The organism is Methylomonas albis (assembly GCF_014850955.1).
Lineage (GTDB): Bacteria > Pseudomonadota > Gammaproteobacteria > Methylococcales > Methylomonadaceae > Methylomonas > Methylomonas albis.
Genome location: NZ_JACXSS010000001.1, coordinates 3,768,066 through 3,787,292, shown reverse-complemented (window position 1 = coordinate 3,787,292; position 19,227 = coordinate 3,768,066). Strand labels below are relative to the sequence as shown.

The following is a 19,227-nucleotide window of genomic DNA, read 5'->3' as shown; positions in this document are numbered from 1 at the left end:
GTCGTTTTAATGGTCCGGCCGGGCGGACAGGCGCGCATTATGCCACACTCGTTGTGCTTATCGCATTACGCTATCGATTTGCCAGGTTTATGCTAGCGTCCGGCCGATAGCCTCTCCGAGTTGTACCGCTTTGCCGGCGGTCAAATCCTCATTCCAGGCCGTTTTATCCTTACCGAACAATACGATAATGGTTGAGCCCATATTGAACCTACCCATTTCCACGCCTTGTTCAAGCGTCGGCGCGTCTTTTTCATAACGCCAGGTTCTGGGCGTGCTGATGCTCGGTGGCGTTACCACACCATGCCAGACGGTTTCGACGCTGGACACGAAAATTGCGCCGACCAGAATCAAAGCCATTGGCCCGGCGGCCGTATCAAAAATACAGGCTACCCGTTCGTTGCGCGCGAACAGATTCGGCACGGCGCCAACCGTGGTGTTATTCACGCTAAACAGCCGGCCGGGAATGTGCACCATTTCTTTCAAAGTACCGGTTAGCGGCATATGCAGACGGTGATAATCCTTGGGCGATAAGTAAATGGTGGCGAAGGAGCCATTTTCAAAGGCCTGTGCCCGTTCGGTATCGCCGCCCAGCAATTCCAGCGCGCTGTAGTCGTGGCCCTTGGCTTGGAAAATTCGACCGTTGCTGATCGGTCCGGTTTGGCTGATCGCGCCGTCCGCCGGACAGGTTAGGGCGTCTTTAGCGGCGGTCAGTGGGCGGGCGCCGTCCCGCAATTCGCGGGTAAAAAAGTCATTAAAGCTAGAGTAGTGATCCAGGTCTTGAAACTTGGCTTCCTGCATATTTACCCCGTACATTTGCACGATGGATTTGATAAACAGGTTTTTCCAGGTTTTGTTTTGGCAGTGAGTCAGTTTGGACATCACGCCGGAAAGAGCGTGATGCGGCAACGCGTATTGCGGCAGCACGGTAAATATTTCTTTTAAATTCATGATTCGGAATCGGGAGTTTTGCCGCTGATGAAATACGCAAAGGCGATGACTTCGGCGACGGCAATATAGAGTTGTTGGGGAATTTCCTCGCCGAGCGGCACTTGCGCCAAAATTCGCGCCAGTTCCGGTTCGTTTTGCAGCGGTACGCCGTGTTTTTCGGCGATGGCCAGAATTTGTTGAGCGGTAAAGCCTTCGCCCTTTGCAGTAACTTTGGGCGCGTTCTTGCCGTCATACTGCAGGGCGACGGCAATGTCGCTGTTGTAAAAGGTTCGGCCGCTCACGCTGTGTTAGGGTAGATTGACTAGCTCGGGTGCTTGCCAGTTTGGGTTGCGGTGTTCGGCAATCACCGTTGTATAGATGCCGCCGCGTACATTGAATTCAGCACGCAGGCGCATGAAGTTCGGTGAAATGGCCGCGACGATGTGGTCGAGTATTTCGTTGGTCACTGCTTCGTGAAAGGCACCGCGTTCGCGGAATGTCCACATGTACAGCTTTAGCGATTTAAGTTCTACGCAGAGCTGGTTGGGCACGTACTCCAAAACCAATTTGGCGAAGTCGGGTTGGCCGGTCATCGGGCACAGACAGGTGAACTCCGGAATGTCGATGCGAATGGTGAAGTCGTGCGCCGGCCTGGGGTTTTCGAAAGTGGTGAGGTCTGCGCTGGGTTTTGTAGTCATTGCTGTTCTTGGTTACTGAGGATTCTGGAGTGGCGGATTCGGCATCCGCCGGTTAAGTCTGGCGATATTTTAGCAGCTAAGATGCGATAAAGTTTTAAGCATTTAAACTCAATAACTTATCCTGCGGTTTGCGGCGCGGGGTTTGTCGAGTTTCGGATTAGTTCGTGCAAATCCAGTCGCAACGATTGGTTGTTAGAATTGTCAACAACTTGCACTAAATGATGTAAAATTATTGTCAAGGCGAATTGTAAAAACCGCTAGAATGTAAGTTCAATTTGAAGGGGAGTCGACGATGGAAATCAACACTACATACCCAAACCAAAACACCTTGGCCAGCCAAAGCGTATCGCGGGACCAAAAATCCGGCGGGATTGAAGAATCGGCGGAACGCAGAAAGGCCAATAACCCACAGAGTCAGGTCGAGAGAACCGAGCAAGGCTTGAGTGATACTGTTAACTTGTCTCAGGAGTCTCTAAAGTTGGCGCAGGCTGCCAATGGACAGAATAACGACAATCAGGCCAGAATCAATAGCCCGCAGCAGGCGCAACAAGTGGTTGGAAAGTTGATTTCGGACATTCAAAGTAATCCTGGTCAAGCCCAATTTGCTATTGCCAACCGGTCGCACGCCAGCTTAGGCGTTTTGTTGAATTAGATCCGCTAGGTGCTTTCTATGCTGCTTCCGTAGACGGGAGCCAGTCTTGCGGCTGGCTCCGTTAATGTTCGTATCATCCTTCGAATACCTCTCGATCAGCCGGTGGCATGAATTAGTCGCTGGTGATCAAAAAGCGACGCCATCTTCAAATCGGCTATCAAGCTTTCCGCCCGCAAATATGCACGGTTCGGTGCAGACAGGGTCCTCTTAAAATCGCAAATTAGTTGTCATCAATCGCCAAACGATAGCCCACGCCGACTTCGGTAAAAAAATAACGCGGACGTGCCGGATTGATTTCCAGCTTGTGGCGCAATTGCCCCATGTAAAGCAGCGGCGGTTCGATGATAAATTCCGCGCCTTAAACTATACGGCTTGCGAGTATGAGCACACCGAGCAAATAAGCCATCAGAATACTAGGTAGTGCAAAAGCCAATCGATCAGTATGTAAAGAAGGGTGCGGCTACGCCCCGACCGGCGGGATAATCGCTCGTTATTTCGTGAAGTCTGTGTGGAGCCGAAAACTTCAGATCTAGGGCGCAATGTTAAGCCGATTTAAATTCCATTCGAATCAAGGCGGCATTTCGAAGATAATAGCCGGCTTTGTAAACGGTCTTGAGCGTCTTAAATCAGCTATGAAGCTGGAAAAAATCAAACTTTCGGGTTTCAAATCCTTTGTCGATCCCACCACGATACCGATCAGCGGCAACTTGACCGCGATCGTCGGCCCCAATGGCTGCGGCAAATCCAATATCATCGACGCAGTGCGTTGGGTGATGGGCGAGAGCTCGGCCAAGCATTTGCGCGGCGGCAATATGGCGGACGTGATTTTCAACGGTTCGTCGGGCCGCAAGCCGGTGAGCATGGCCTCCGTAGAATTGGTGTTTGACAACAGCGAAGGTAAGGCCGGCGGCGAGTATTCTCAGTACGCCACTATCTCCATCAAGCGCCAGGTCAGTCGCGACGGCCAGTCGCTGTTTATGCTCAATGGCTCCAAGTGCCGGCGTAAGGACATCACCGATCTGTTTTTGGGCACCGGCCTGGGTTCGCGCAGTTATGCGATTATCGAGCAAGGCACGATTTCCAGGATGGTGGAAGCCAAGCCGGAAGATCTGCGGGTGCATATCGAGGAGGCGGCGGGTGTTTCCAAATATAAGGAACGGCGTTCGGAAACCGAAACCCGCATGCGTCATACCCGCGAAAATTTGGAACGCTTGAATGACTTGCGCGACGAAGTCGAAAAGCAGATCAAGAATCTGGCCAAGCAGGCGGAAAAGGCTGAGAAATACACCGAGCTAAAAAAGCAGGAACGTCAATACAAACAAGAGTTGCTGGCGATGCGCTGGCAAAACTTTCAACGTTCAGCGCAAAAACTGGAAGAAAAACTGCAAAGTATCGCCGCCGAGCACAACCGTTTGTTCGTGTTGCTGCGCGATACTGAAAAAGCCATGGAGCTGAAACGCGGTGAGCAAAAAGCCCAGCAGCAACATCTGGACAGCACCCAAGCCGAATATTATGCGGTGGTCGCCGAAGTCAGTCGGTTGGAACAGACCATCAAGCACAATCAAAAAAGCCACGAAGAAACCCTGGTCGAAATCAATCGTATGAAATTGCAGGCTGAGCAGGCGCAGTCCGAATGCGAGCAAGATAGGCAACAATTGGAAGAAATCCGCCAGACCTTGTTGGAAGCGGAAGAAACTATGATCGTCGCTCGCGAGCGCGAGGAAGATTTGCTGGATATTCAGCACGACGCGCATCTGCAAAAGCAGCAATGGCAGCAGCAATGGGAAGCCTTTCTGGCCGAGAACGCCGGCTATCGCGAACAAGCCGAAGTACAGCGGACCAAGCTGGTGCAGCTGGAAAATCAAAATCGGCAGTTGCAGGCTAGGTTGGACAAGTTAAGCGGCGAACGCGGTGGCTTGGCCGATACCCAATTGCAGTTGGAGCTGGAAACGCTGGATAGCAGTATTGAGTTAATCGAAGCCGAGCGCGAGCAATTGCAGCAGCAGCTGGACGTGGTGCTGCAGCGCATAGCCGAGTTGCGGCCGGCGATCAAGCAACTGCACGATAATTTGCACGCCGGTCGCGCCGAGTTGCAGAAGGTCAACGGCAAGATCAGTTCCTTGGAATTGCTGCAGCAGCATGCGATGGGTAAGGATAAAAAGGAGCTGGGTGTTTGGCTGGAGCAGATGGGTCTGGCGCAGCAACCCAGATTAGCCGAGTTTCTGGAGGCCGAAGAAGGCTGGGAAACCGCGGTGGAAACGGTGTTGGGCAGCTATCTGGAAGCGATCTGTGTGGATAGTGCGGACTCGATATTGGCCGAGTTGCAGGACTTGACCAAGCAATCCCTAGTGGTGTTTGAAACGCATGCGAGTGCGTCCGCTGCTGCTGATGGCCTGACAGTTTTGGCGAGTAAGCTACGCAGCCGTTGGGATTTGTCCGGTTTATTGAGTGGAATTTACTGTGCCGAGACGATGCAACAGGCGCGGCAAATGAGTTTGCAGCCGCATGAGTCGGTGGTGCTAGCGGACGGCACTTGGCTAGGCAGGGACTGGATCAAAATCAGCCGCGGCAGCGACAGCAAGGCCGGGGTGTTGCACCGCGAAAAGGAATTACGCGAACTGAAGCAACGGCAAAGCGAATTGCAGATGACTATTGCCGAGGACGAAGAACAGTTGGCGAACTCCGAACACGAGTTGAAGGTTGCCGAGGGTAATCGCGAGCAATATCAACAAAAAGAAAAGCTGCTTAGTGCCGAATTTTCCGCGAAAAGCGCGGAATACAGCGCGCAATCGGCGCGTTTTGAGCAGCAAAAACGCCGTTTGGAGCAACTCGATCATGAGATCGAAGAGATTAGTCAGCATCTGGCGGAAAACGCCGAAAGCATTTCCGAAGCGGAAATGATCAAGCAGGATGCCGAGCAAGCCTTGGGTGATTTGGGTGATAAGAAAACCGAATTGGAGCAGCTGAATCAACAGATTCAGGCCCAACAGCAAAACACCGATGCGTCGGTCGATGAAGCGCGCCGGCATTTGCATAGGCTGCATGCGCAAATCGAATCGCTGAAATCTTCGGAAGTGTTGACTGCGAAACAGATCGAGCGCTTGCAATTGCAGCATCAACAATCGGCTGATCGTCTCGATGAATTGGAAAACAAGTTGCACTTTTCATTGGCGCCGCTCGACGACGAGAAAATGCAGTTGGAAGAGTTGGTGGAACGTAAAGCCGAATTCGAGGATAACTTGCAGTCCGAGCGTCAGGCGCAACAAGCCAGCGAACAGACTGTCACTCAATTAGCCGAGCAATACTCGCAAACCCAACGCGCCTTGGAAAAACAAAAAGAAGCCTTGGATCAAGTCCGTTTCGAGCAGCAAGACAGCCGGGTGCGTCAGCAAACCATCGCCGAGCAGCTGACCGAGGTTGATGCCGACCCTGAGGCAATACTGGCCAATTTGTCGGAAGGCGCTGGCGAAGCCAAGTGGAAAAATGCCGTCGACGAGTTGACTGATCAAATCGAACGGCTGGGTTCGATCAATTTGACGGCGATCGAGGAATTTAAAACCCAATCCGAACGGATGAAGTTTTTAAACGAACAGCATGACGATCTGGTCGATGCCTTAAATACCTTGGATCAGGCCATCAGCAAGATCGACAAGGAAAGCCGCCAGCGTTTCAAAGAGACTTTCGACAAGATCAATAACGGCTTGAAAGAAAAGTTTCCGCGTTTGTTCGGCGGTGGGCAGGCTTACCTGGAGCTGACCGAGGATGATTTGCTTGAAGCTGGCGTGAACATCATTGCCCGTCCGCCTGGTAAACGGAATAGTTCGATACATTTGTTATCGGGCGGCGAAAAGGCCTTGACGGCGGTGGCCTTGGTTTTTTCTATTTTTGAATTGAATCCGGCGCCGTTTTGTTTGCTGGACGAAGTGGACGCTCCGCTTGACGATGCCAACGTCGTGCGGTTTTCGCAGATGGTGGAAGACATGTCGTCAACCGTACAGTTTTTGTATATTTCGCACAACAAAGTCACAATGGAAATTGCAAAACATCTGGCAGGTGTTACCATGAAGGAGCCTGGAGTATCCAGAATGGTGGCGGTTGATATTGATGAAGCAGTGAGCATGGCAGAAAGCTAATGGATAAAGAATTATTAAGAGTCGTGATTATTTTGATCGGCGTGCTGGTGATGATCGGCATGGTGTTGTGGCATTTCGTCAAATCGTTGCGGGAAAGACGCGTGCCCGACGATTATTACGATGAGGATTCTTACGACGACCGAGTGGTTGACGAGTTTTCAGTCGAAGAAGATGACGACGAGATGGATGTGTTTGCCTTGGGTTCCGAGTTGGTTGATGGAGATGCTCTGTTAGACGATCAAGCTATCAAACCTAGCCCGAAAGTGTCTGCCGATGGTTCGCGGCGGGAAACCGAGAAAAAACAAGCAGCCACTTTGGCTAATTCGCGGCGGTTGGAGTTGCCGGCCTTGATCGAATTTAGCATCGTTGCGCGTGCCGACCAAGGCTTTAACGGCGAGGATTTGTTCGAGGCTTTCGAACGTGTGGGTTTGCGCTATGGTAGTGTGCGGGTGTTCGAGCGGGTGGATGCCAATCGCATGGTCGATTTTGCCGTCGCCAGCATGGTCGACCCCGGTACTTTTCCCGACACCGGGCTAGAAGATTTTTATTGCCCCGGCATCGTGTTTTTCATGCAGCCGCGTGAAGTCGATGCGCCATTGGCGGTATTCGACGACTTCATGGAAACCATCGACATTTTAGCCGACGAACTGGACGGCGTGGTTTGGGACAATCAGCGCCAGCCGTTGACCGCAGAGACCGTAGCCCAATTTAGACAAATACTGGCTAAGGCCGTCTAAAACAGTTCCCCGCGGAGGCAGGACGCCGGCGCATTTATTCTGTAAACCTAACGAATTAACTAGAAGCTAAGTGGATCAAAAAAATATCAGAAATTTCTCCATCATTGCCCATATCGATCACGGGAAATCGACATTGGCAGACCGATTCATTCAAATTTGTGGCGGATTAAGCGACCGGGAGATGGAGGCGCAAGTACTCGATTCCATGGATCTGGAACGGGAGCGCGGTATCACCATCAAGGCGCAAAGCGTAACCCTGGATTACAAGGCCAGCGACGGCATAACTTATCAACTCAATTTTATCGACACGCCGGGCCATGTGGATTTTTCCTACGAAGTCTCGCGTTCATTGGCGGCCTGCGAAGGTGCGTTGTTGGTGGTCGATGCCGCACAAGGCGTCGAAGCACAGAGCGTGGCCAACTGTTACACCGCGCTCGAACAAGGTTTGGAAGTGGTGCCGGTGTTGAACAAGATCGATCTGCCCTCCGCTGAGCCGGAGCGGGTGATGGAAGAGATCGAGAATGTCATCGGTATTCCGGCCGATGAAGCGTTGAAAATAAGCGCGAAGACCGGCATCGGCGTCGAAGCGGTGCTGGATCAACTGATTCAAAAAATTCCACCGCCGGCCGGCGATGAAAATGCGCCATTACAGGCCTTGATCATCGATTCCTGGTTTGACAACTACTTGGGCGTGGTCTCCTTGGTGCGTATTGTCAACGGTAGTCTGCGCAAAAAACAAAAAATTACCGTGATGTCGACGGGTAAGTCGTTTTTAGTCGATAAGCTGGGTGTCTACACGCCAAAGCAATTGGAAAAACAACAGCTCAATACCGGTGAAGTGGGTTTCATCGTCGCCGGCATCAAGGATATTTTCGGAGCGCCGGTCGGCGATACGATTACCGCCACCGACAATCCCGCAGCCGAGGTGTTACCCGGATTCGAGAAAGTCCAGCCACGGGTATTTGCCGGCTTATATCCGGTCAGTTCCGACGATTTCGGTGCGATGCGCGAAGCCTTGGATAAACTGCGGTTGAACGACTCGGCCTTGAATTACGAACCGGAAACCTCGCAAGCCTTGGGCTTTGGCTTTCGTTGTGGCTTTCTCGGCATGCTGCATATGGAAATCGTCCAAGAACGGCTGGAGCGCGAATACAATATCGATTTGATTACCACCGCGCCGACCGTGATTTACGAAGTCGAAACCCATGGCGGAGAGGTCGTGATGGTTGATAACCCGGCTAAATTGCCGGATGTCGGCACCATTACCGAAGTTCGCGAACCTATTATTTTGGCAAATATCCTGGTGCCACAAACCTATTTGGGTAACGTGATCAATCTGTGTGTCGAAAAACGCGGCGTACAGAAAAACATGCAATATGCCGGAAGCCAAGTATCGCTAAGCTACGAATTGCCGATGAGCGAAGTGGTGTTGGACTTTTTTGATCGGTTGAAGTCGGTCAGTCGCGGTTATGCGTCGTTTGATTATGAGTTCTTGCGTTTTGAACCGGCACCGCTGGTGAAACTGGACGTGTTGATCAACGGCGATAAAGTTGATGCGTTATCGATTATCGTGCATCGCGACTTAAGTTTAAATCGTGGCCGGGATCTGGTCGATAAAATGAAAGATCTGATTCCACGGCAGATGTACGAAGTGGCAATTCAGGCGGCTATCGGCGCTAAAGTTATCGCCCGCTCTACCGTAAAAGCCATGCGCAAAAATGTCACAGCCAAGTGTTATGGTGGTGACATCACGCGTAAGAAAAAGCTGTTGGAAAAGCAGAAAGCGGGTAAGAAGCGGATGAAACAAGTGGGTAGTATCGAGATTCCGCAGGAAGCCTTCCTGGCGGTGTTGCAGGTTAATAAAGAATAATAACGATCAATTATGGATTACGATTTTTCATTTTTTCTGGTGGTAGCCAGCTTTGTAACCGGCGTCGTTTGGGGAGGGTATTACTTGTACCTGAAGCGAGCCAATCTGCCTTATCCGACCGAGAAAGAACCGTTACTGGTCGAATATGCCCGCTCGTTTTTTCCGGTGGTATTGATCGTGTTGTTGTTGCGCTCGTTTCTGTTCGAGCCGTTCCGGATTCCATCGGGATCGATGATGCCGACATTATTGGTCGGCGATTTTATTTTGGTGAATAAATTCAGCTACGGTGTGCGTTTGCCGGTTCTGAATTCCAAGATTCTCGAGATGGGCGAGCCCTCGCGCGGCGACATTGTGGTGTTTAGGTTTCCGAAACAACCAGAGGTCGATTACATCAAACGGGTGATTGGTTTGCCTGGCGACCGCATTGCGTACTTCGACAAAAAACTTTACGTTAACGGTATTCCGGCAAAGCAAGTGTCACTGGGGCGCTATCAGGGCGTTGGGCAAGGCAGCAATATGAGCGGTGCCGAGCGACTGGAAGAGGATTTGTTGGGGATTGAACATTCCATCCTGGTTAGTCGCGGAGCCTCCTCGGTAGAGGATGTGTTCGTGGTGCCACAGGGTCAGTATTTTGTGATGGGTGATAACCGCGATAACAGCAATGACAGTCGCTATTGGGGCACAGTACCCGAAGCCAATCTGGTGGGTAGAGCCTTTTTTATCTGGATGAATTGGGACTGGCAAAATAACGGTATTGCTTTCGACCGTCTTGGTACGGTGCTGCGTTGAGTGATTTAGTATCAGATAATTGCCGTGTCGAAAAAGCGATATTTATTGCGCTGGGTATTCGATAGTTGCTGATTTATTTCCAATTTTCTCGGGGGTAGTGTTATGCCGGCATCATTAAAAAAACAACGCGGTTTAACCTTTTTGTCTATTGCCTTTATCTTGGCGCTAATCGGTTTTTTTACGTTATTGATTCTAAAAATTGCGCCGATTTACATCAATCACAGTCGCGTAGTTAACGCCTTAAAAGCAGTTGAAAACACTACTGATATTGTGTCTAAAACCAAAGGCGATATAAAAAGTAGTCTGGAGAAACGCTTCGATATGAACTATGTGGAGCACGTTACGAATGACAATATCAAGATTGTTGCGCAACCCGGCTATGTACGGGTTGACATCGACTATGAGCGAGTAGAGCCCATCATGGGAAATTTGAGTGTGTTGGTTGAATTCCATGAGGGATTCGAAGCTGGCAACAAGTGATTAAAAGACCCGAGACTCTTGCTGGCAAGTTGGGTTTGACTTTTAACGATCCCAACTTATTTGCGATGGCTTTGACCCATCGTAGTATGGGGGCCAGAAACAACGAGCGTCTCGAATACCTGGGCGACTCCGTGCTGGGTTTCGTGATAGCCCAAAGACTATATGAACTGTTTCCCGACGCCGGAGAGGGCGCTTTAAGTCGGTTGCGAGCCAGTTTAGTCAACCAGAATTCGCTGGCGGAAGTCGCTCGCGAGCACAATATTGGCGATTATCTGATATTGGGTTCCGGCGAATTGAAAAGCGGCGGTTTTCGTAGGGACTCGATTCTGTCGGATGCATTGGAAGCTATCATGGGAGCCTTGCTGAAGGACCAAGGGGTCGACGCCTGTCAGCAGTGGATATTGCGATTATTCGATGACAAGTTGGCCGCGTTGAAAGTGGACGATTGGACCAAAGACCCTAAAACCCGTTTGCAGGAATTAATGCAAGCCAGCCGTAAACCCTTGCCTATCTACGAATTGGTCAGTATGTCCGGCGCTGATCATGCCCAAACTTTTGAAGTGAAATGTACCATCGCACTAACGCCGGAAACCCGGAATGGCGTTGGTATTTCCAGAAAAAAGGCCGAGCAGGCAGCTGCCGAAAATATGTTAAATTTTTTACAATCCAGGGATAAATGAACTGCGGATATGTTGCTTTAATCGGTAGGCCCAATGTAGGCAAATCGACGTTGATGAATCACCTGCTGGGTCAGAAACTCAGCATCACCTCAAGAAAACCGCAAACTACCCGGCATCGAATTCTGGGTATCAAAACTACTGCCGCCGGGCAAGCTATCTTTATGGATACGCCGGGCATGCATAGTGATGAAAAAAAGGTGTTAAATCGTTATCTGAATAAAACCGCGGACAGCACCTTGCTTGGCGTCGATGTGGTGATTTGGCTGCTGGACGGTTTGTATTGGCACGAGTACGACGAGAAAATTTTCAAGAAACTCGAGCGAGCCGGACTGCCGGTTATCTTGGCGATCAATAAGGTCGATAAAATCAAGGATAAGGATGCTGTGCTAAAGTTCTTTGCCGAGGCTCAGCAAAAATATCCATTCCAGCACATCGTGCCGGTTTCCGCATTAAAACGGACGAATCTTGAGCTGCTGGAGCAACATATCATGGCGTTGTTACCGGAAACGGAGCTGATATACCCGGAAGATCAAATCACCGATAGGCCGGAACGTTTTTTTGTCGCCGAAATTATTCGCGAAAAACTGACCCGGCGTTTGGGCGACGAATTACCGTATGCGTTGACTGTGGAAATCGAGCGTTACGAGGAATTTCCGGAGCTTTGCAAAATATATGCGGCGATTTTGGTCGAGCGGGATAGTCAAAAAAGTATTGTGATCGGTCAACAAGGCGAAATGCTGAAAAAAATCGGCAGCGAGGCTCGGGTCGATATTGAAAAGTTGATCGGCCAAAAAGTGTATCTGGAACTGTGGGCCAAAGTGAAAAAGGGCTGGTCTGATAACGAGCGCGCCTTACAGAGTTTAGGTTTTATCGATTTCGGCAATTAATGAATGGATCGGTCGTTTATTTGCAGCCGGCGTTTGTTCTGCAGCATCGGCCGTATCGGGAAACCAGCTTATTGTTAGATGTGTTTACCAGGGATTTTGGCGTGGTTTCCATGCTCGCCAAGGGGGTGCGTAAGGAAAAGTCGAAAATCGCCGGCTTATTGTTGCCTTTCAGTGCATTACGACTGTCTTTTGTTGACAAAAATGAGTTAAAAGTCCTTTCCCAAGTGGAATACGTTGATAGTTACCCTTTAGAGCGTTTGGCTTTGTATTGTGGTTTTTATGTCAATGAGCTGGTGCAAATATTCGTGCACAAATACGATCCTCAACCAGAGATATTTAGCTGCTACGAGCGCTGTTTGCAGGATTTATTGCTTGCTGATCGTATTGAGCAGGCACTACGCTATTTTGAACTGGATTTATTGCAGGAGGCCGGTTACGCGGTCGCGATGCACTCGGAAGGCAACGGCACTCCAATTCAGGAGGGGCAACGCTATAATTTTTTGGCTGATTTTGGCCTGGTCGCCGATAAGGATGGTTTAATCGGCGGTGAAACCTTATCGATGCTGGCCGGACGAACTCCGCTAGAAGGCCAGGCTTTGGTTGAAACCAAACTGCTGTGTAGAAAAATGCTGGATGGGCATTTGCAGGGCAGGCAGCTGAAAAGCCGGGATGTACTGGCAAAAATTATTAAATATTTGTAGGCGAAAGACAAAAAGTCAGGGTTGGTTTTTCCGGCTTTTGTTTTCTGTCTTTCATCCATCTTACTCATCCGCTTGCGGAACCATATTCAATGGAAAAACAAATCATCTTATTAGGTGTCAACATCGATCATGTTGCGACCTTACGTCAAGCTAGAGGCACTCGCTACCCCGAGCCCATTCAGGCCGCGCTGTTAGCCGAACAAGCCGGTGCCAACGGCATTACAGCGCATTTGCGCGAAGACAGGCGGCATATTCAAGACAGAGATATTTATTTGCTGAAGGATATGTTGCATACCCGTTTGAATCTGGAGATGGCTGTAACCGAGTTTATGCTGGCTTTTGCGGTTAAGGTCGAACCGCAAACTTGTTGTTTGGTACCGGAGCGCCGAGAGGAATTAACGACCGAAGGCGGTCTGGATGTGGCAAGTGCCTTAGATAAAATGCGTTCTGCCTGCCAACAATTGGCGGATGCCAATATAGAAGTCTCCTTATTTATCGATCCGGATTGTCGGCAAATCGACGCGGCGGTCGCGGCCGGCGCACCGGTGGTGGAATTGCATACCGGTCGTTATGCCGATGCACTAACCAAGGGTGAGCAAGAGCAGGAGTTGCAAAGGTTAAGCGCGGCCGCGGTCTACGCACACCAAGCGGGACTGCAAGTCAATGCCGGTCACGGATTGAATATCGCTAATGTCGAGGCGATTTGCCGTATCGAGCAGATTGTCGAATTAAATATTGGTCATTCCTTGATTGCGCAGGCTTTGTTCTCCGGTTTGGAAGACGCGGTTAGGGATATGAAGCGGGTGATGCGGGAGTCGCGTTTACACGGTTAATTGCATGCGGACAGAACTCGAGTTTTATCAATTAACCTCGATCGGTAATCGCGAGGTCAATCAGGATTGTATGGCTCACCGGGTGTGCGCTGATTATGCGGTATTTGTCGTCGCTGACGGCTTGGGCGGACATTACTCCGGCGAAAAGGCCTCGCAATTTTTTTGCCGTAGCTTTATTGCCTTGGCGGAAAAATATCATACCCACGTATCAGTGAACGCCGAGGCGGTTATGGCGGCTTGGATCGCGGAATCTGTCAGGAATATGAACGAGCTTTTTGCCGCTGATCCATTTGCAACCGATGCGCACACTACCTGTGCGATTTTGTATTTGGACCAAGAGCGCGCGATAGTGGCGCACTGTGGAGACTCGCGAGTTTATCGTATCAATCCCGAGCAAGTTTTATGGCGCACCAAGGATCATTCGGTGCCCCAACAACTATTTAACGAAGGCAAAATAAGCGAATGGGAAATGGGTGTGCATCCCGATCAACATAAGTTGACTCGCAGCATTAATGTGCTGAGTACGCCGACCGCCGATATAACTAGTTTCCCTCCCATGAAAAGCGGAGAAACCTTTGTGCTCTGTAGCGATGGTTTTTGGGAGTTTGTAAAGGAACAGGAGTTGTTGGCTTTATCGCAAGACAGTAGCGGAAAGCCGGAGTTGCAAAAGATGGCAAAGATGGCCGTCTTACGCGCGCAAGGCAAAAGCGACAATGTTACCGTACAGTGGGTGAGACGACATTAGCGCTTGAGGAGAAAATGCCGGGGCGTAGCCCCGATTCAGTGTGTTGCCAAACCGTGTTTTTGAATGCGGTAAAGCAAAGTGTCTCTGGAGATGCCTAACAGACGCGCCGATTTGCTGCGATTGCCCTTGGTTCGATTTAGGGCTTGCAGAATCATGTCCGCTTCTAGGGCGTCAAGTTGTAATCCCAACTCAGGCAACGTAAAGTCAGAACTGGCCGTTATCGCACAGCGGTTGAATTCGTGGGGCAGATTTTCCGGCTCGATCACTTTGCCGGACAACAGAATGCTTAGCCTTTCGCAAAGATTTCTCAATTCACGCACATTGCCGGGCCATTTGTAGCTGCGTAATGCTTTTACGGTTTGCCGGCTGAAAGAGGGGGGTTCCAGTGAGTGCGCGGCTGAGAAATGCGTGAAAAAATGTTTGGCCAGTACTTCGATATCTTCGGTGCGTTGGTGCAATGCCGGTAATTCCAGGGGTACGACATTTAAGCGAAAATACAAATCCTGACGAAATTGCCCGTTATCTATCAGTTTGCTTAGGTCGGCATTAGAAGCCGCAATAACACGCACGTTAACCGTGTAGGGTTTGGTGGCGCCAACCGGCAGACACTCCCCCGATTCCAAGAATCGTAAAAGCTTCGCTTGAATTCCTAAGGGTAAGGAGTTGATTTCGTCGAGAAATAAGGTACCGCCATCGGCGGCCTGAAATAGTCCTTGCTTATCCGATACTGCACCGGTAAATGCACCTTTTTTATGGCCGAATATTTCCGATTCAACCAAGCCTTCCGGGAGTGCGGCACAGTTCAGGGCAATGAATGGTTTATTGGTACGCGGGCTGTCCCTTTGAATTGCCGTTGCCAATACTTCTTTTCCTGTACCGGTTTCACCTTTAATCAGTACGGTAACGTCGGTCGCCGCAACGATACGAGCACTACGAATCAATGCTTCGATTGCGGGAGATTGTCCAATAATAGGATCGAAGTTATCCACTGTAAAACCTCTCAAAACGTCATGATGTGTTCAACACGCATCGGGTTAAGCCATGGGAAGGCCGCCAATAGTGCGAAGATAATAAACAAGGCTGCTACTGCGTGTTTAAAATGTCGGCTTTTCGAAAGCCCCGCCAGCAACGAGGTCATTATACCGACTCCCATCACAGCAGGTAAAGTCCCCAGTCCAAAACTTAACATCGTGAGTGCGCTATGGGTAATGCTGCCGGTGGTGGCCGCTAGTGCCAATGCCGTATAAATCAGTCCACAAGGTAGCCAGCCCCATACCATGCCAAACAACAACGCTTGGGTGCGGTTTTGTACCGGAATCAACCGCCGGCCGAAGGGTTCGATCATTTTCCAGAAACGTGCGCCCATTTTTTCTATGTAGGCAAAGTACGGAAACCAGCCTCCAAGGTACAGTCCAGCACCTGCCATCACGACAGCTGAGAAGAGTTGCAGAAATCTGTGCGCTTGGCCCTGGGTAAAAGGTAGCGTTAAGAATGTCTCCAGGATTCCGACTAAGGCACCGGCCGTCGCGTAGCTGAGAACCCGGCCGAGGTTGTAATTCAACACGATACCGAACAACCGGCGTTTATTATTGCGGAGTTCGGGTTTCAGGCTGTAAGTTAGGGTGCCGATAATGGAACCGCACATGCCAATGCAATGCAGGCTACTGAATAAACCCATTGCAAACGCGGCAAGATAGGAAGCATTAAAGTCTAGGTAAAGATGCATAAACAAGAAGCCGGGGCAATAAGGTATTAATTGAAGTGGGGAGGATTATAGACGGTTTCTGAAATGGTAACGACGCGTAGATATGCAAATCAACTGCTACCGGATAAGTTATTAGCGCAGATGCGATTGCGCCCTTGATGTTTTGCCTGATAGAGCGCGTCGTCCGCTGCTTTCAGTAAACTGGCAACATTGTCGAAGGTGTGGGCCTGCAGGGTGGCAACGCCGACGGATATGGTCACGAAAGTGTTAGGGTTGCTCTGCGTATGGCGTATCTTTAGATCCTCTATGGTTTCGCGGTATTGTTCGGCACGCAGTAAGGCACCGGTGCTGTCGGTGTTGGGAAGCAAGATGGAGAACTCCTCGCCGCCCAGTCTTGCGACTAAGTCTTCGGGTCTATGGGTAATATGTTGCAAGGCGCGGGCTACCCGTTTCAGGCATTCATCGCCCATGGGATGCCCAAAGTAATCGTTAAATTGTTTAAAGTTATCGATATCGGCAATTAATAAGGAAAGTGGCATGCCCGTGCGCTTGGATTGATTCCATTGGCGCTCCAGGGCGGCGTCGAATGCTCGGCGATTCGGGATTTCCGTCAGTCCGTCCAACGACGCGAGTTTTTCCAATAAATCGGATTTGGTCTTTAGCTGGATTTGAGTGCGTACTCGCGCTAAAACGATGGATGGCGAAAACGGTTTGGTTATGTAGTCGCTGCCGCCGATTCTAAAGCCGTGTACCTCATCTTCTTCCGAATGTTTGGCGGTCAAGAAGATAACCGGAATATTGCGGGTTTTATCGGACGACTTTAGCTGATGGCATATTTCATAGCCATCCATGTCGTCTAACATGATGTCCAGCAGGATGAGGTCGGGAAGTTGGCTGGTGGCGATCTGTAAAGCCAGTTCGCTATGCACGGCTACTTTTACCGTGTAATGAGGCTCGAGAATATTCTTGATCAGATCCAGATTTTCCGGGCTGTCATCCACTGCGAGAATGGTATGCGTGTTTCTATTTTCCATTTTCCTACATCCCATGTTCCAGTATGTGATTGAGGGCTTGCGCGGCATCGACAAACTGGTAATTGGCAATTTGTTTTTTGATGGGCAATAAGCTTTGAGTTAGTGTTTTTTCATCGATACGGGCCAAAATTCGATCAAGCTGCAGGTCAGCATCGGAATCGAAGGTTTGCAGTTTATTGATCAATATGGCCAATTGTTGCCGAGTTTCCAGTATCGAAAAGTTTGGCTGACCATTGCCGACTTGCTCATTGTTTACCAAAGTGCTGTTGATACTATTGATAACTTTGGTCATCTCCAGTGTCGTCGCGGCAATATTGCTATCTATATGCGGAACATTGGCAATATTGGGTCGATAATCGACTAGCGACTCTTCCAGACGCACTAAGTGGCTTTGCAGTGGTAGCGCGCCGAGTGATCCGACCAAACCTTTCAAAGTATGGACTAATTGATACGCCTTGTCGTAATCGTTGTATGCAAAGGCTTGGTCGATATCGTTAATTGTGTCGGCGTGATTTTCGGCAAACTTTAGTAAGACTTTCCGATAAACGGTTCGATTGCCGGCGGTGTGTTGCAATCCTACGGTAGTGTCTATGCCGTAAAGATAAGGCAGCAGACGTGTTTCCGGCTCGTCGCCGTTCAGGTTGGTCTGAGTGTTCTCGCCGGCTCGAGGTAGAATCCACTTCGCCAACGCTGCATAAAGCGTTTCCGGTAATATTGGTTTACTGACAAAATCGTCCATATCGGCTTGCAAGCATTTGTTGCGATCATTGCTCATCGCATTGGCGGTCATCGCTATCACCGGCAAGGTTTGGCAGCCGGGTATCGCTCTTAAACGCTGGGTAGTTTGATAGCCGTCCATCACCGGCATTTGCACATCCATTAACACACAGTCATAGGTGCTTTGTTGCAATTTGTTCAGCGCAATTTCGCCGTTCTCGGCCACGTCGACTTGTAAATGCGCTTGTTCCAACAACTCGATGGCCACAATTCGGTTCACTTCGTTGTCCTCCACCAGCAGGACTCGGGCGCCGCTGAGATGTTGCAATTTACTGGTATCGATAGGGTGTTTTTGTTGGTATTGCGCGTTGCGTATTGACGCGAGGCTGGCAATACCGAGTTTGACGCTGAAGGTAAAGGTCGAGCCGAGGTTTTCTTGGCTGGAGACGCTTATCGTGCCCCCCATTTGCTCTACCAATTGTTTGGAAATGATCAGACCCAAGCCCGTGCCACCGTAATTCCGCGTAACGCTACTGTCGCCCTGGCTGAATGCTTGGAATAGCTTGGCTTGTTTTTCCGTGTTCATGCCAATACCTGTGTCGCTGATACTAAATTGCAAGCAGGTGTGTTGGGCGGAGCGCCTAAGCTCGGTGAGCGTGACTTTTACTTCGCCATGCTCGGTAAATTTAATCGCATTTCCAATCAGATTGATAAAAATTTGTCGTAGACGTTGTGGGTCACCAACCACAGCGTGAAAAGGTTGATGCTCTGGCGGGTGAATCAGTGCTATGCCTTTACTGGCACAGAGTTCGGACATTGTGGAAAACACGTTATCCAGCATTTGCTCCAATAAAAAAGGTACGGATTCCAGATGCATTTTCCCGGCTTCCATTTTGGAAAAGTCCAGAATGTCGTCGATGATGGTCATTAACGAGTGCGACGCCGTTTCCACTCTTTCCAGATAATCGCGCTGTTTTGCGGTCATCCCGCCGTTTAGGCATAGTTCAACCAAGCCGATAATGGCGTTCATCGGCGTGCGGATTTCGTGGCTCATATTGGCGAGAAATTCGGATTTTACTCTTGTTGCCTGTTCCGCTTGCTGCTTCGCTTCCAACAGCCGTTGCTCGGTTTGCAGTCGGTCGGTGATGTCTTGCATGGTGCCCTGAACGCCAGTGATCTTGTCATTAGCATCTCGAACGGCTTTGCCGCGCTGATGCACATGGCGAATTTGGTCGTTGCCGAGAACTATTCGATGCCTGAAATCGATAGTTCCGCTATTGATAGCGTTTTGCATCGCCGATTTAAAAAAGCTTTGGTCGTCCGGGTGGATCAGTGTGCTTAAAATGCTGGAAAAGCGGGGGGTAAACACCGTTTTACTGGTTGCGGTGATCCGATACATTTCGTCCGACCAGCTGAAGTGATTATCGGGTAAATGCCAATGCCAATCGCCGATATGGGAAATACTTTGTGCATCCAGTAAACGCTGTTTTTGGTCTTGAAGCGCGTCGATTGCACGGCTGCGTTCCAACTCGGCGGTAATTTGCAGCGCAAATAATTTCAAGGTATCGGTAGCAAAGTTAATGTCGGGAATTGGCCCAGACTGTGTCAAAACGCCTAACTTGATATAATAGGCTCAGGT

The 19,227-nt window shown here is 50.0% G+C and carries 18 protein-coding genes; 11 read left to right on the top strand and 7 right to left on the bottom strand.

All coding sequences use genetic code 11. From position 1 onward, the window contains the following. Positions 1–87: 87 nt before the first annotated feature. From asd to queF, 3 genes are read right to left on the bottom strand one after another with little or no spacing between them, the layout of a single operon-like run. Positions 88–948, bottom strand: a complete 861-nt coding sequence (asd, locus tag EBA_RS17420; RefSeq protein ID WP_192375875.1) for an archaetidylserine decarboxylase — start codon at positions 946–948, stop codon at positions 88–90. After that, positions 945–1,229 carry an EscU/YscU/HrcU family type III secretion system export apparatus switch protein gene (locus EBA_RS17415; protein ID WP_026603899.1) on the bottom strand — a complete coding sequence of 95 codons (285 nt, stop codon included), beginning with the start codon at positions 1,227–1,229 and terminating at the stop codon, positions 945–947. The genes asd and EBA_RS17415 overlap by 4 nt, the downstream gene beginning before the upstream one ends. Positions 1,230–1,235: 6 nt before the next feature. Then, entirely contained in the window at positions 1,236–1,625 is a 390-nt protein-coding gene (queF, locus tag EBA_RS17410; protein WP_192375874.1) for a preQ(1) synthase, read from the bottom strand. 292 nt (positions 1,626–1,917) lie between these two features. Between queF and EBA_RS17405 the strand changes: the two genes are divergently transcribed. The 11 genes from EBA_RS17405 to EBA_RS17350 all read left to right on the top strand — a co-directional run bounded on the left by EBA_RS17405 (position 1,918) and on the right by EBA_RS17350 (position 14,132). After that, the gene (locus EBA_RS17405) at positions 1,918–2,277 is read left to right on the top strand and encodes a hypothetical protein (RefSeq protein WP_192375873.1); all 360 of its coding nucleotides are present in this window, start codon (positions 1,918–1,920) and stop codon (positions 2,275–2,277) included. A 632-nt stretch (positions 2,278–2,909) separates the two neighbouring features. Next, the gene (smc, locus tag EBA_RS17395; protein WP_192375872.1) at positions 2,910–6,410 is read left to right on the top strand and encodes a chromosome segregation protein SMC; all 3,501 of its coding nucleotides are present in this window, start codon (positions 2,910–2,912) and stop codon (positions 6,408–6,410) included. Further along, positions 6,410–7,147 carry a cell division protein ZipA C-terminal FtsZ-binding domain-containing protein gene (locus EBA_RS17390; protein WP_192375871.1) on the top strand — a complete coding sequence of 246 codons (738 nt, stop codon included), beginning with the start codon at positions 6,410–6,412 and terminating at the stop codon, positions 7,145–7,147. The genes smc and EBA_RS17390 overlap by 1 nt, the downstream gene beginning before the upstream one ends. A 70-nt stretch (positions 7,148–7,217) precedes the next feature. Then, complete coding sequence (gene lepA / locus EBA_RS17385) at positions 7,218–9,017, top strand: translation elongation factor 4 (RefSeq protein ID WP_192375870.1); 1,800 nt, start codon at positions 7,218–7,220, stop codon at positions 9,015–9,017. 12 nt (positions 9,018–9,029) lie between these two features. Further along, a complete protein-coding gene (gene lepB, locus EBA_RS17380) occupies positions 9,030–9,806 on the top strand; it encodes a signal peptidase I (RefSeq protein WP_192375869.1) in 777 nt (258 codons plus the stop codon). A 102-nt stretch (positions 9,807–9,908) separates the two neighbouring features. Continuing rightward, on the top strand, positions 9,909–10,286 hold the full coding sequence (locus EBA_RS17375; protein WP_192375868.1) for a DUF4845 domain-containing protein: 378 nt from the start codon (positions 9,909–9,911) through the stop codon (positions 10,284–10,286). After that, complete coding sequence (gene rnc, locus EBA_RS17370; protein WP_192375867.1) at positions 10,283–10,966, top strand: ribonuclease III; 684 nt, start codon at positions 10,283–10,285, stop codon at positions 10,964–10,966. The genes EBA_RS17375 and rnc overlap by 4 nt, the downstream gene beginning before the upstream one ends. Continuing rightward, positions 10,963–11,853, top strand: a complete 891-nt coding sequence (era, locus tag EBA_RS17365) for a GTPase Era (RefSeq protein ID WP_192375866.1) — start codon at positions 10,963–10,965, stop codon at positions 11,851–11,853. Before rnc ends, era begins: the two co-directional genes overlap by 4 nt. Beyond that, on the top strand, positions 11,853–12,554 hold the full coding sequence (recO, locus tag EBA_RS17360; protein WP_192375865.1) for a DNA repair protein RecO: 702 nt from the start codon (positions 11,853–11,855) through the stop codon (positions 12,552–12,554). Before era ends, recO begins: the two co-directional genes overlap by 1 nt. Positions 12,555–12,643: 89 nt before the next feature. After that, positions 12,644–13,387, top strand: a complete 744-nt coding sequence (gene pdxJ / locus EBA_RS17355; protein WP_192375864.1) for a pyridoxine 5'-phosphate synthase — start codon at positions 12,644–12,646, stop codon at positions 13,385–13,387. Between the two features lie 4 nt (positions 13,388–13,391). Then, a complete protein-coding gene (locus EBA_RS17350; RefSeq protein WP_192375863.1) occupies positions 13,392–14,132 on the top strand; it encodes a PP2C family protein-serine/threonine phosphatase in 741 nt (246 codons plus the stop codon). A 35-nt stretch (positions 14,133–14,167) separates the two neighbouring features. On the opposite strand, the gene EBA_RS17345 is transcribed toward EBA_RS17350, so the two are convergent. The 4 genes from EBA_RS17345 to EBA_RS17330 all read right to left on the bottom strand — a co-directional run bounded on the left by EBA_RS17345 (position 14,168) and on the right by EBA_RS17330 (position 19,149). Continuing rightward, complete coding sequence (locus EBA_RS17345) at positions 14,168–15,121, bottom strand: sigma-54 interaction domain-containing protein (protein WP_192375862.1); 954 nt, start codon at positions 15,119–15,121, stop codon at positions 14,168–14,170. Between the two features lie 11 nt (positions 15,122–15,132). Continuing rightward, complete coding sequence (locus tag EBA_RS17340) at positions 15,133–15,858, bottom strand: sulfite exporter TauE/SafE family protein (protein ID WP_192377328.1); 726 nt, start codon at positions 15,856–15,858, stop codon at positions 15,133–15,135. 89 nt (positions 15,859–15,947) lie between these two features. After that, positions 15,948–16,871 (bottom strand): diguanylate cyclase domain-containing protein, encoded by a 924-nt coding sequence (locus EBA_RS17335; protein WP_192375861.1) that lies wholly within the window; start codon positions 16,869–16,871, stop codon positions 15,948–15,950. Positions 16,872–16,875: 4 nt separating this feature from the next. Continuing rightward, on the bottom strand, positions 16,876–19,149 hold the full coding sequence (locus EBA_RS17330; protein WP_225616356.1) for a PAS domain-containing hybrid sensor histidine kinase/response regulator: 2,274 nt from the start codon (positions 19,147–19,149) through the stop codon (positions 16,876–16,878). Between the last annotated feature and the right edge of the window lie 78 nt (positions 19,150–19,227).

Bases quoted from the DNA above. Each gene is read 5' to 3' on its own strand.
- asd (WP_192375875.1), bottom strand. From the start codon at position 948: ATGAATTTAAAAGAAATATTTACCGTGCTGCCGCAATACGCGTTGCCG.
- queF (WP_192375874.1), bottom strand. From the start codon at position 1,625: ATGACTACAAAACCCAGCGCAGACCTCACCACTTTCGAAAACCCCAGG.
- EBA_RS17405 (WP_192375873.1), top strand. From the start codon at position 1,918: ATGGAAATCAACACTACATACCCAAACCAAAACACCTTGGCCAGCCAA.
- smc (WP_192375872.1), top strand. From the start codon at position 2,910: ATGAAGCTGGAAAAAATCAAACTTTCGGGTTTCAAATCCTTTGTCGAT.
- EBA_RS17390 (WP_192375871.1), top strand. From the start codon at position 6,410: ATGGATAAAGAATTATTAAGAGTCGTGATTATTTTGATCGGCGTGCTG.
- lepB (WP_192375869.1), top strand. From the start codon at position 9,030: ATGGATTACGATTTTTCATTTTTTCTGGTGGTAGCCAGCTTTGTAACC.
- EBA_RS17375 (WP_192375868.1), top strand. From the start codon at position 9,909: ATGCCGGCATCATTAAAAAAACAACGCGGTTTAACCTTTTTGTCTATT.
- era (WP_192375866.1), top strand. From the start codon at position 10,963: ATGAACTGCGGATATGTTGCTTTAATCGGTAGGCCCAATGTAGGCAAA.
- recO (WP_192375865.1), top strand. From the start codon at position 11,853: ATGAATGGATCGGTCGTTTATTTGCAGCCGGCGTTTGTTCTGCAGCAT.
- pdxJ (WP_192375864.1), top strand. From the start codon at position 12,644: ATGGAAAAACAAATCATCTTATTAGGTGTCAACATCGATCATGTTGCG.
- EBA_RS17350 (WP_192375863.1), top strand. From the start codon at position 13,392: ATGCGGACAGAACTCGAGTTTTATCAATTAACCTCGATCGGTAATCGC.
- EBA_RS17340 (WP_192377328.1), bottom strand. From the start codon at position 15,858: ATGCATCTTTACCTAGACTTTAATGCTTCCTATCTTGCCGCGTTTGCA.
- EBA_RS17335 (WP_192375861.1), bottom strand. From the start codon at position 16,871: ATGGAAAATAGAAACACGCATACCATTCTCGCAGTGGATGACAGCCCG.